This window comes from Pseudomonas sp. HR96, from assembly GCF_034059295.1.
Taxonomy (GTDB): domain Bacteria; phylum Pseudomonadota; class Gammaproteobacteria; order Pseudomonadales; family Pseudomonadaceae; genus Aquipseudomonas.
In genome coordinates, this window is sequence record NZ_CP139141.1 from 3,412,671 (window position 1) to 3,424,758 (window position 12,088).

Here is a 12,088-nt window from a genome sequence, read left to right on the forward strand (position 1 = left end):
GATCGCCATGGCCCGAACCCCACGGTTTGCGAGCCAGGGGCGGCATTTTTCCCGTAATGTGCAATGATCTTTTGTTTGGTAAGGCACTTTGCTAGTGTGCGTTGCCTTGAATGCTCCACCGTACCCCTTTGAAACCCAGCAACAGGAATTTGCCATGTCCTCCGCCGTCCTTGCCGAACTGTTGAAGCAGCACGAAGCTACCCTTATCGATCACTGGATCGCTGCCCAACGCAGCGCCGGCATCCGCTCGGACCTGATCGACGAACGCACCGTGCAGCAGAACTCGCGCGACCTGTTCAAGGCACTCAGCCTGGCCATTGCCGAAGGCAACGACGATTTCGACGCGCCGGCCTGGCGCCCGGTCAAAGCTTTCATCGAACGCCTGTCCCAGGCCCAGAGCCGTCAGGGCTTCAGTCCCAGCGAGACCGCGACCTTCGTCTTCTCGCTCAAGGAAGCGCTGTTCCAGACCATCCAGGAACACAGCAGCAACCCGGTGCAGGTCACCCTCTCGGCCAGCCGCCTGCTGGACAAGATCGGCCTGTTCAGCATGCAGTGCTTCATGACCGGCCGCGAAGCGGTGATCCGCGAGCAACAGGAAAGCATGCTCGAGCTCTCCACCCCGGTGGTCCAGCTGTGGAAAGGCGTGCTGGCCATCCCGCTGATCGGCGCGCTGGATTCCAACCGCACCCAGATCGTCATGGAAGCGCTGCTGCAGAAGATCGTCGACACCGAGTCGGACATCGCCATCATCGACATCACCGGCGTGCCCACCGTGGACACCATGGTTGCCCAGCACCTGCTCAAGACCATCACCGCCGCCAAGCTGATGGGCGCCAAGTGCATCATCAGCGGCATCCGCCCGCAGATCGCCGCGACCATCGTGCACCTGGGTGTGGAACTGGGCGACGTGGTCACCAAGGCCTCGCTGGCCGACGCCTTCCAGCTCGCCCTCAAAGAGCTGAATGTGCGCCTGGTCACCCCGCAGACCCGCTAAGGAGGCCGAGCCATGGTGGACAGAATCCCCGTCCTGAAAATGGGCAAGTACCTGTTGTTGACCATCCAGGTCGACATGCATGACCAACTGGCGTTGGACCTGCAGGAAGACCTGACCGAGCAGATCGTGCGCCATAACGCCAAGGGCGTACTCATCGATATCTCCTCGCTGGAAATCGTCGACTCGTTCATCGGCCGCATGCTCTCGCATATTGCCAACGTGTCGCGCATTCTCGACGCCAAGGTGATCGTCGTCGGCATGCAACCGGCAGTGGCCATCACCCTGGTCGAGCTCGGGCTTTCGCTGGAAGGCATCGCCACCGCGCTCAACGTGGAAAAAGGCATGCGCTGGCTGGAAAACAATGTAAACGACGACCTGGTTCAGGAGCTTGAGAGTGACGAAGACAGAGACGCTGCCGCTGAAGCAGGAAACTGACATCGTCGTCATTCGCCAGCGAGTGCGCAAGGCTGCCGAAGAAATACGACTGGGTCTGGTGTCGCAAACCAAGGTGGTCACCGCAGCCAGCGAAATCGCTCGCAACGGCCTGATCTACGGCGGCGGCGGCGAATGCGTGATCGAGATCACCCAGCGTGACGGGCGTACTGCCCTGCACTTGATCATCGCCGACAACGGCCCTGGCATCGACAACCTCGAGCGCGCCATGACCGATGGCTTCACCTCCGGCGGCGGCCTGGGCCTGGGCCTTTCCGGCGCCAAGCGGCTGGTGGACGATTTTGCAATCCAGACCGTGCCGGGCTCCGGCACAACGATTGAACTGTGGAAATGGCGATGAACGAGCTACTTTTCGACATGAGCATCCCGGTGAGCGACAGCGCTCACGTCGACGCCGCGCGCCGCCAGATCGTGCGCGCGGCGGCCGAGCTCAACAATGACGACACTCTGCTCGGCAAACTCACCGTGGTGGTGCAGGAAGCGGCGCGCAACCTGGTCAACCATGCCGGCAGCGGTGAATTGCTGTATTGCCAGGACAGCCAGGCGTTGCGCCTGCTCACGGTCGACAGCGGCCCGGGCATGGCCAACGTCGCCCAGTGCCTGACCGACAGCTACTCCACCACCGGCACCATGGGCGCGGGCCTGGGTGCCATGCAGCGCATGTCCGACCTGTTCGACGTGTTCTCGCAGCCGGGCCAGGGTACGGTGCTCTACACCCAGTTCGACCTGCCGCACGCGGTCGCCAGCCTCGATCCGGGTTTCAGCGTCGGCGCTGTCTGCACGCCCTACCCTGGCGAGGAGATCTGCGGTGACGCCTGGGCCATGCGCGGCAACCGGGTCATGATCGCCGACGGCCTGGGCCACGGCCACGCGGCCAGCGTTGCCAGTCAGAAGGCCCGCCAGGTGTTTCTCGACCACGACCCGGCGCTGACCATCGAGCAGGTCATGGAGCAGATGCACCGCGCGTTGATGCCCACTCGGGGCGGCGCGGTGTCGATCGCCGAAATCAATGTCGAGCAACGTCAGCTGCGCTTTTGCGGCATGGGCAACGTCGCCGGCATCCTGGTCAGCGACAAGCAGCGCAGCCTGGTCTCCAGCAATGGCACGGTCGGCTACCGCATGGGCCGCATCCACGGCTTCAGCTACCCCTGGGAGCCGGGCAATGTCCTGCTGCTGGCGTCCGACGGCATCGGCACCAAATTGAACCTCGGGGCCTATCCCGGACTCTATGGGCGACACCCTGCGGTGATTGCCGGGCTGGTACATCGAGATTTCAAACGGCACAACGACGACGCCACTGTGGTGGTGGTCAAGTACGACACGCCGCGTCACTAAGCATCCATCTTGAGCAAAACCACCGTGCCTGAGCCTATTTCGAGCAAATCCCTGTGAGCTACCTGTCGTGAGCAACTACCGGCGCATCACCACAGTGAGCATTACCCACGAGGTCGATGTGGTTGCCTGTCGCCAGAGCGCCAAGCAGATTGCCGCCTGGCTGGGCCTGTCGACCCTGGAGCAGATTCGCCTGGCCACGTCGGTATCCGAGCTGGCCCGCAATGTCTACCAGTATGTCGGCTCGGGCACCTTCCACTTCGACCTGCGCAAGGACCCCCACGGCCTGGTCAACGCCATCGGCTTCGAGGCGGTGGACGAAGGCAGTGGCATTGCCGATATCGAGCGCATCCTCGATGGCAGCTACGTCTCGCCTACGGGCATGGGCGTAGGCCTGCGCGGTGCGCAGCGGCTGATGGACGAGTTCGACATCCAGACCTCTGCCGCCGGCACGCGCATCCGCGCGCTGAAGAGCGTATACCCGCCGCGGCCGTTCCCCAGCGAGAAACGCATTCAGGAGATCCGCCGCCAGCTGCAGACCGAGGGCGCGTCGGACCCCTACGTCGAGCTGCAGGTGCGCGGTTCGGAGCTGCTGCTGACAAGTTCCGAACTGCGCAGCAAGCAGCAGGAACTGGAAGCCACCAATCTTGAGCTGGAGAACACCAACAAGGGTGTGGTGGCGCTGTATTCGGAGCTGGAGAAGGCCTCGCAGGAGCTGCAGGAGGCCAGCGAGTCCAAGAGCCGCTTCTTCTCCAACATGACCCACGAATTTCGCACGCCGATCAACATCATCGAGAACATCTCCAAGCTGCTGCTCAAAGGTGCCGACGGCGAGTTGAACCCTGAGCAGTACAAGCAGGTGCGCTTCATCAGTTCGGCGGCCAGCGAGCTGTCCGATCTGGTCAACGAGCTGCTGGACCTGGCAGAAGCAGAGTCCGGGCGCATGGAAATCGTCCCGGCGCGCTTCAGCCTGGTCGAGTTCATGGAACAGCTGCGCCAGTTCACCGGGGCCTTGTCGATGCGCTACCCGACCCTGGACTGGCAGGTCACGCCGATCCTGGTCGATGTGATCCTGGACACCGACCGCAACCGGCTGTTCCAGATCATGCGCAACCTGATCAGCAACGCCTTCAAGTACACCCCGCAAGGGGCGATCAGCGTCCGCTGCTTCCTGCCTGACTCCGACACCGTCGAGTTCATGGTCGAGGACAGCGGTGTGGGCATCGGCGCCGAGGACCAGGCGCGGATCTTCGAGGAGTTCGCCCGGGTACGCATTCCAGGCCTGGCCCATGTCCAGGGCAATGGCCTTGGCCTGCCCCTGGCGGTGCGCCTGGCCAGCCTGCTGCGTGGCGACATCGAACTGACCAGCGAAGTCGGCAAAGGCAGCCGCTTCACCGCGCGCATCGCCCGCGAGTTCGTCGAGCGCGAGGCCGATCTGCAGAATCTCGACCTGACCGGCATCACCGTGCTGATCATCGATGACAACGAAGCGGACCGCTACCTGGTGCGCCATCTGCTCGAACCCTACCATGCGGTGGTGATCGAGTCGGAGAACGCCAGCGCCAGCATCGACAAGATGCATGCGGTGCGCCCCGACATCATCCTGCTCGACCTTGACCTGCCCGACATCTACGGCGCCGACCTGCTCGAAAGCATGGATTGGAGCCTGCACTCGCGGGTACTGGTCAATACTGCCAAACTGCTCGACGACACCGAGCGCGATCGCCTGCTGAGCCAAAGTCAGGGCGTGCTGATCAAAACCCAACCCGACTATGCCGAGGCGTTGCTGCAACAAGTGCAGCGACTGGCGGGGAGCTACCGCCCATGAAGACCCGGCGTATTCTGATCATCGACGACATGGATGCCAACCGCTACGTGTTGCGCAAGATCCTCGAAGCAGAAAGCGGCTTCGAAGTGCTCGAGGCCGGCAACGGCGAAGCAGGCCTGGCGCAACTGGATGCCAGCATCGACCTGGTCATCCTCGATATCAACCTGCCGGACATGACCGGCTTCGAGCTGATCCAGCAGGCCGAGGCCAAGCTGGGCCATGGCAAGTTGCCGGCGGTGATCAACATCTCGGCCACCTTTGTCACGGGCAAGGACAAGGCCATGGGCTTGAACAAGGGCGCGCGGGCCTACCTTACGCACCCGATCAACCCCGATGAGGTGCTGGCGACCATCTCCAGCCTGATGAAATCCAACCATCGTTTCGAGCGCATGGAAAAGCAGCGCCAGGTGGCCCTGGCGCGCAGCGAGAACCTGCGCAGCGAGAAAATCATGCTCGAACGGTTCATGCGCTCGTTCAGCCATGACCTGCGCTCGCCGCTGGCGGCGGCGGTGATGGTCACCGGGTTGATGTCCAAGAACCCGGCGCGGCGCACCGAGGAAATGCTCAAGATCCTTGCCGACAACCTCAAGCGTATCGACCAGATGGTCACCAACGTGCTCGACATTTCCCACGTCAGCATGGGCGGCGGCATCAAGTTGATCGGCGAGCCGCTGGCACTGGCGGGCATGCTCGGCGAAGCCGTGGAAAACCTGCGCCTGCAGGTGACCCAGCAGATCCTTGTCGATGATCAACTGGGCGATGCCCGGGTATTCTGGGACAAACACGCCTTTCTGCGCATCTTCGACAACCTGGTGATCAATGCCAGCAAGCATGGCGCGGCCGACTCATCGATCCGCATCAGCCAGGCGGTCGAGGAAGACATGGCGGTGATCTGTGTCAGCAACCACGGCAACTTTCCCGAGGAAGTCCTGACCAACCTGGCCACGCCCTATTTCATTTCCACCAAGAGCGAAACCAAGGGTTGGGGCCTGGGCCTGCCAATCGTCAAGGCGCTCTGCGAGAGCTTCGGCGGGCGGGTGTCGTTCCTCAACGATGAAGGGCTGGCCAAGGTCGAGCTGCGCCTGCCTTTGTCGGTGGCGGTGTAGGCTACAGGGCTGGGACGCCCAGCAACACCCGCATGAACGCCCGCTTCAAAGCACTGTCCGGCTCGGTCCAGGCCAGACCGATGCCCGCCCCTGGCAATGCCAGCGCCAATGGCCGGGTGACCACCCCTGGCGGCAGCGCCGAGGCCGCCTGGGCGGGCACCAGGCCGATGCCCTGCCCGGCGGCCACCAACGCCAGCATGGTGGTGAACTCGCCCAGCTCCAACGCCCAGTGCAATTGCAGGCCCAGCTGATGGAAGGCCACCAGCATCAGGTCATGCAGCCCCGGGGCGAACTTGCGAGCCAACACGAACAGCGGCCGCGTCGCCAGCTGGCTCGGCTGCACCTGCTCGGCGGCGGCCAGCGGGTCGCCCTGGGGCATCGCCACCACCAGGCCTTCGCTGAACAACAGACGCGTGTGCACGCCGGGCACGCTCAATGGCATGCGCACCAGGCCCAGATCCAGTGAATTATCCAGCAGCGCCCGCACCTGCATCGGTGATGGCAGATCCTTGAGCTCCAGTTCGACGCCCGGCAATTGTTCACGCAAGGCTCGCAGCAGACTGGGCAACAGATGCGCCAATACCGAAGACACGAAGGCCACGCGCAGCAGGCCCACCTCCCCGCTCTGGGCCTGGCGCACCACTTCGACGGTGCGCGCAGCCTGGCGCAAGGTCGCCAGCGCCTCGGGCAGCATCAGCCGGCCCTGCTCGGTGAGAGCGACATGATGGCGGTCGCGCTCGAACAGACGCGCCCCGACGCTCTCCTCCAGCGCCCGGATCTGCGCGCTAAGCGCCGGTTGCACGATGTGCAGGCGCGCCGCCGCACGGCCGAAATGCAGCTCTTCGGCCAGCGCGGCGAAGGCGCGAAGGTGCTTGAGGTCCATACCTTGATCCTGTGGTGATGAAAATCCCGGAGCACGCTTGGTGATCACATTCGGTGATGACCATATCAGCACATACGATTGGCGCTCGCCAGCATTCGGCGCTCAACTGGATGCATTGCCCAACAACAAGAAACGAGGAGGCAGCCCATGCCCACCCCTGACCCCTTCCGCCTCGACGATCGCCGCGCTCTCGTTACCGGCTCGGTGCGCGGCATCGGCCTGACCCTGGCCCGCGGCCTGGCCGCTGCCGGCGCCACCGTGGTGATCAACGGCCGTCATGCCGCCGCCGCCGAGGACGTCTGCGCGACCTTGCGCAGCGAAGGCATCGACGCCGACTTCAGTGCCTTCGACGTCGCCGAACACGCCGAGGTCGCCGCCGCTGTCGACGCCCTCGAACAACGCCTGGGCGCCATCGACATTCTCGTCAACAACGCCGGCATCCAGCATCGCGCGGCGCTTGAGGATTTCACCAGCGCTGATTGGCAGCGGCTGATGCGCACCAACCTGGACGGCGTGTTCAACGTTTCCCAGGCGGTGGCACGGCACATGATCGGCCGCGGCCAGGGCAAGATCATCAACATTGGCTCGGTGCAAAGCGAGCTGGCCCGGCCGACCATCGCGCCCTACGCCGCCAGCAAGGGCGCTGTGCGCATGCTGACCCGTGGCATGTGCGCCGACTGGGCGCGGCACGGCTTGCAGATCAACGGGCTGGCGCCGGGCTACTTCCAGACCGAACTCAATCGCGCCCTGGTCGACGACCCGGCATTCTCCGAATGGCTGTGCCAGCGCACCCCCGCCGGGCGCTGGGGCAAGGTCGAGGAACTGTGCGGCGCGGCGGTGTTTCTGGCTTCCCCCGCGGCCGACTTCGTCAACGGCCAGATGCTCTACGTCGATGGCGGCCTGACCAGCGTCGTCTAACTACCAGCGTCGTCTAACTGCAGATCAAGGATGCGCCATGCCCACTTCCCTTCCCATCCTGTGCGGCTCGATCATGGGCTCGCCGTTCTCGCTCAGCGCCAAGATCCATAACGCCGCCTACGCCGAGCTGGGCCTGGACTATACCTTCGTCTGCTTCGGCGTCGACGACCCCGAAGCCGCCGTGCAGGCCATCCGCACCCTGGGCGTGCGCGGCATGAATGTGTCGATGCCGTACAAGCAGGCGGTGATACCGTTTCTCGACGCCATCGACGAGTCGGCCCAGGCCATTGGTGCGGTCAATACCATCAACAATATCGACGGCCACCTCACCGGTTACAACACCGACCACCTGGGCGCCGTGCGCGCCTTGCAGGAAGTGCAGCGCCTGCGCGGCAAGCGCGTGGCGCTGCTGGGCGCGGGCGGCGCAGCACGGGCCGTGGCCTATGGCTGCCGCGCAGCGGGCGCCGAAGTGCAGGTGTTCAACCGCAACGCCGAGCGCGGCCAGAGGCTGGCCGCCGACCTGCAGGTGCGCTATGCCGGTGATATCGGTGCCTTCAGCGCCGAGGCCTTCGACCTGGTGGTCAACGCCACCTCGGTCGGCTTCAAGGACCCCGCCAGCAACCCGCTGGACGGGCGTCTGGCACCGCACCTGCTGGTCATGGACGTGGCCTTCATGCCGGTGCGCACCGCCCTGCTCAAGCAGGCCCAGGCGCTGGGCTGCCGCACCGTCGCCGGCACTCGCATGCTGGTGCACCAGGCCTGTCGGCAGATCGAGCTGTACACCGGCTGCGACGCGCCCATCGAAGTGATGGAACGAGCCATGCTGGCGCAAATCCAGCGGCTGAACCTGTAGGCACGCCACTTCCCACATCACAACAAGACGCCCGCTGCGGCGCGCACCCGGCGCCCGCATAAACGAGGACTGCAGCATGAGTACAGCACAGCACACCCACCACTCGGCGCCCGACGAGCACAGCGTCAGCAGCGGCGACCTCAAGCGCGCCGCCTGGGCCTGCTCGCTGGGCAGCGCCCTGGAGTACTACGACTTTGCCTTGTACAGCCTGGCCTCGGCGCTGATTTTCGGGCCGCTGTTCTTTCCCGAACAAACCCGCACCATGGCCTTGATCGCCAGCTTCGGCACCTACTTTCTGGGCTTTGCGGTGCGCCCCCTGGGTGGCGTGCTGTTCGGCATGGTCGGCGACCGTATCGGGCGCAAGTTCGTGCTTTCGGCCACGGTGCTGCTGATGGGCGTGTCGAGCACCCTGATCGGCGCATTGCCGACCTTCCACGACGCCGGTTACCTGGCCCCGGTGCTGCTTGTTCTGCTGCGCCTGCTGCAAGGCCTGGGCGCCGGCGCCGAGCAGGCGGGGGCGGCGGTGATGATGACCGAATACGCGCCCCGGGGCCGCCGTGGCTTTTTTGCCGCCCTGCCATTTCTCGGCATCCAGCTGGGTACTATCCTGGCCGCCGTGGTGTATTTCTTCGTGGTCAGCAGCAGCGAGCACGTCACCGAGACCTGGCTATGGCGCCTGCCGTTCTTCCTCAGCCTGCTGATCGTCGGCGTCGGCCTGTGGATGCGCCTGCGCCTCAAGGAGTCGCCCACTTTCATACGCCTGAAGGCGCTCAAGCGCGAAACCGGCAACCCGCTGCACAGCGCCTTCAAGCATTCGAAAAAGACCCTGTTGATCGGCGTGGGCCTGCGCTTGGCAGAAAACGGTGGCTCGTCCATCTACCAGGCGCTGGCCGTCAGCTACATCGTCAACGTGGTGGGGCTCAAGGGCCCGGTGGGCGTGCTGACGCTGATCTGCGCCGCCAGCGTCGGCGCCATTGTCACGCCGCTGGCCGGGCGCATCAGCGACCGTTTCGGGCGGGTCAAGGTGTATCGCTTCTTCGCCCTGCTGCAATTGGCCTTGGCGTTTCCGGTGTGGTGGGTGCTGAGCCTGGGCAACGTAGCCGCGAGCATTGTCGCCATCGCCATTGCCCTGGGCGTCGGCACCTGGGGCATGTTCGGCACCCAGGCATCGTTGATGCCCGAGCTGTTCGGCTCGCGCCATCGCTACATGGGCGTGTCGATCGCCCGCGAGGCCTCGGCGGTGATCGCCGGCGGCATCGCGCCGATGATCGGCGCCGGCATCATCGCCTTGGTGGTGCTGGGCAATGCAGGCCTGGCTCGCCCCGGCCTGGGCGCCTGGCTACCGATTGCCGGGTACCTGGCCGTGCTCACGTTGATCACCCTGTACACCACCTTCAAGATGCCGGAAACCCTCAACCGCGACCTCGACGAGCCGCGTGATGCGCTGCAGGTGCATGAGGACGAGCTCAGGTCGCAGGCGAACGGCCACGTCCGGCAAACCGTTGCCACAGCTTCGGCCCCGCTACGTTGACCACCAACCCGGCCATCACCAGCAAGCCGCCGGCGCACTGCAAGGCGCTCAGGCGCTCGCCCAGCAGCAGCGCCGAAGAGCTCAGGCCGACCACCGGCACCAGCAGGGAAAACGGCGCCACGCGCCCGGTGGGGTAGCGCGACAGCAGCTTGCTCCAGCTGATGTAGCCAAACAGCGTGGCGACGAACGCCAGGTAGGCCAGCGACAGCAGCGAGCTCAGGCCGATGTTGCGCAGCGAATGCTCCACCAGCGCCGGGCCCTCGAGCCACAGCGACATGCCGAGAAATGGCAGCGGCGGCACGATCGCTCCCCACACTACCAGGGCCACCAGGTCGACGTGACCAAAGCGTCGCGTGATGATATTGCCCATCGCCCACATCGACGCTGCGCAGAGGGTCAGCAATACGGCCACCAGGGGCGTGGCGGCGCCAGTGTCCAGACCGATCAGCGCCAGGCCGGCTGCGGCGATCAGCAAGCCCAGCACACTGGCCACGCGCAGGCGCTCGCCGATGAACAGCGCGGCAAACAGTAGGGTGAAGAAGGCCTGTGCCTGCAGTACCAGCGAGGCCAGGCCCGGTGGCATGCCGTGGGCCATGCTCTCGAAGAGAAAGGCGAACTGACCGAACGAGATGGTTGCGCCGTAGGCCAGCAGCCAGACCCAGGGCAGCTGTGGCCGGCGAATGAAGAAGATCGCCGGTATCGCCACCAGGGTGAAGCGCAGGCACCCCAGCAGCATCGGCGGCAGGCCATCCAGGCCGTACTTGATCACGACAAAGTTGAGGCCCCAGGCAATGATGACCAACAGGGCCAGGCACAGATCTTTGGGCGACATCGCTATTCCTTGGCAGGGTGAACGGTGGCGCGCAGTCTATTGGATTTATAGGGTGGGTGTCTGTCTTGAGGTTCAAGATGGCCATCATCGGCCACCCTGACCCGCGTCAACGACGATTCCGTCAGCGCCCCAACGCCCACTGCCGGCAGTGCTCCAGATACCCCTGCTCGTGGCTGCCCACCAGCTGCACCACGCTGGTCCACAGCCACGAGGGCGCGGCCAGGTCCTTGGCGTGGTTGAGCTGCAGGTCGGCCAGCCAGGCCTTGCGGGTGGCGGCGTCCATCTGCCGGGCGTGGGCCACGCCGACCACCTGAGCCAGGTAGGCGGCGGCGGCCATGGCATCGGTCTGGCTGAGGTTGTCGATGTCCAGCTTCATGTCCTGGGGCAACAGCTCGCGGATGAACACACCCTGGTCGAGAAAACGCGTGGCCAGCATCCGCTCGCCCAGCGCCGGCGACAGCTGGCGCGCGCCCTCGACCACGCGTTTGGCGTTGTCACGTGGCATGTGCGTGCGCGAAGCCCGTGGCGCCGCGGCGGCCACCGCCTGCTTGACGTCGATCAGGCAGTACTCCTGGTCGTCGCCCGTGCCTACGCCAAGCAGCACCGCGTAGCGCAGCAGCCCCAGCGAACTGCAGCCCTTGACCCAATAGGCAGCATCCAGCAGCTCCACCTCGGCATCGTCCGGACGGCCCTTGAGCGAGGTCACCAGCTGGTGCAACTCGGGCGTGGCGCACAGGGCCTGGATCGCCGACTTCTCGTCGCGCGCCAGTGGCCAGAAGCTCTTGCCCTGGGGAATGGTCGGCCGGGCGTTGTCGATACGCTCCTTGGCCAGGTGCTTCCAGGTCCGCTTGACCGCGCTGCGCATGCCGGATGCCACCTGCGGCGGGCGTTCCAGTTCGGTGCCGGGACGCAGCTTGAACGCCTGCATGTAGCCGCGCATCATCTCCTCGAGCATGCGCGCAGTGGTCACCCCCGGCAGGTCGGAGCCGCGCGCGGCGGTGGCCAGCGACAGCGCCAGGCGCACCAGGTCGTGCACCGGATTGCCGATCACGGTCTGGTCGAGGTCGCGGATGTGCATGCCGATCTGCCCGTGGCGGTCACCCGTAGGACCGAGGTTGCCGGCATGGCAGTCGCCGCAGATCCACACATGTGGGCCCTGGGGCAGGCGTCGTCCACGCTGGCTGTGCAGCCATTCATAGAACTGCACCGTACTGCCACGCACATAGGCATGGGCCGAGCGGGCCATTTTTTCGTTGCGCAATTGCTTGAGGATGTCGGCGCGGGCAGATCGGCTGGGTAATTTCATTACAAAATATTTCGAAGAGAGAGATTGGTAGACGCAGGGCTGCGCAGTTGGT

General features: G+C 64.9%; 12 protein-coding genes. 9 read left to right on the top strand and 3 right to left on the bottom strand.

Annotation, left to right across the window (positions count from 1 at the left end):
• Positions 1 to 154: 154 nt before the first annotated feature.
• The 6 genes from SFA35_RS15260 (at position 155) to SFA35_RS15285 (ending at position 5,713) form a co-directional block, all read left to right on the top strand.
• Positions 155 to 994, top strand: a complete 840-nt coding sequence (locus SFA35_RS15260; RefSeq protein WP_320571378.1) for an STAS domain-containing protein — start codon at positions 155 to 157, stop codon at positions 992 to 994.
• A 12-nt stretch (positions 995 to 1,006) separates the two neighbouring features.
• A complete protein-coding gene (locus SFA35_RS15265) occupies positions 1,007 to 1,429 on the top strand; it encodes an STAS domain-containing protein (RefSeq protein ID WP_320571379.1) in 423 nt (140 codons plus the stop codon).
• On the top strand, positions 1,383 to 1,787 hold the full coding sequence (locus SFA35_RS15270; RefSeq protein WP_414058404.1) for an ATP-binding protein: 405 nt from the start codon (positions 1,383 to 1,385) through the stop codon (positions 1,785 to 1,787). The genes SFA35_RS15265 and SFA35_RS15270 overlap by 47 nt, the downstream gene beginning before the upstream one ends.
• Entirely contained in the window at positions 1,784 to 2,782 is a 999-nt protein-coding gene (locus tag SFA35_RS15275) for a SpoIIE family protein phosphatase (protein WP_320571381.1), read from the top strand. Before SFA35_RS15270 ends, SFA35_RS15275 begins: the two co-directional genes overlap by 4 nt.
• A 67-nt stretch (positions 2,783 to 2,849) precedes the next feature.
• Positions 2,850 to 4,607, top strand: a complete 1,758-nt coding sequence (locus tag SFA35_RS15280) for an ATP-binding protein (RefSeq protein WP_320571382.1) — start codon at positions 2,850 to 2,852, stop codon at positions 4,605 to 4,607.
• Complete coding sequence (locus tag SFA35_RS15285) at positions 4,604 to 5,713, top strand: response regulator (protein ID WP_320571383.1); 1,110 nt, start codon at positions 4,604 to 4,606, stop codon at positions 5,711 to 5,713. Before SFA35_RS15280 ends, SFA35_RS15285 begins: the two co-directional genes overlap by 4 nt.
• A 1-nt stretch (position 5,714) precedes the next feature.
• Here SFA35_RS15285 and SFA35_RS15290 read toward each other — a convergent pair whose 3' ends face one another.
• A complete protein-coding gene (locus SFA35_RS15290; protein WP_320571384.1) occupies positions 5,715 to 6,596 on the bottom strand; it encodes a LysR family transcriptional regulator in 882 nt (293 codons plus the stop codon).
• A 147-nt stretch (positions 6,597 to 6,743) separates the two neighbouring features.
• Between SFA35_RS15290 and SFA35_RS15295 the strand changes: the two genes are divergently transcribed.
• The 3 genes from SFA35_RS15295 (at position 6,744) to SFA35_RS15305 (ending at position 9,898) form a co-directional block, all read left to right on the top strand.
• On the top strand, positions 6,744 to 7,514 hold the full coding sequence (locus SFA35_RS15295; RefSeq protein WP_320571385.1) for a glucose 1-dehydrogenase: 771 nt from the start codon (positions 6,744 to 6,746) through the stop codon (positions 7,512 to 7,514).
• 37 nt (positions 7,515 to 7,551) lie between these two features.
• On the top strand, positions 7,552 to 8,367 hold the full coding sequence (gene aroE, locus SFA35_RS15300; RefSeq protein ID WP_320571386.1) for a shikimate dehydrogenase: 816 nt from the start codon (positions 7,552 to 7,554) through the stop codon (positions 8,365 to 8,367).
• Between the two features lie 76 nt (positions 8,368 to 8,443).
• Entirely contained in the window at positions 8,444 to 9,898 is a 1,455-nt protein-coding gene (locus tag SFA35_RS15305; protein ID WP_320571387.1) for an MFS transporter, read from the top strand.
• On the opposite strand, the gene SFA35_RS15310 is transcribed toward SFA35_RS15305, so the two are convergent.
• A complete protein-coding gene (locus SFA35_RS15310) occupies positions 9,834 to 10,730 on the bottom strand; it encodes an EamA family transporter (RefSeq protein WP_320571388.1) in 897 nt (298 codons plus the stop codon). The genes SFA35_RS15305 and SFA35_RS15310 overlap by 65 nt on opposite strands.
• 121 nt (positions 10,731 to 10,851) lie before the next feature.
• Positions 10,852 to 12,036 (bottom strand): DUF2252 family protein, encoded by a 1,185-nt coding sequence (locus tag SFA35_RS15315; protein WP_320571389.1) that lies wholly within the window; start codon positions 12,034 to 12,036, stop codon positions 10,852 to 10,854.
• Between the last annotated feature and the right edge of the window lie 52 nt (positions 12,037 to 12,088).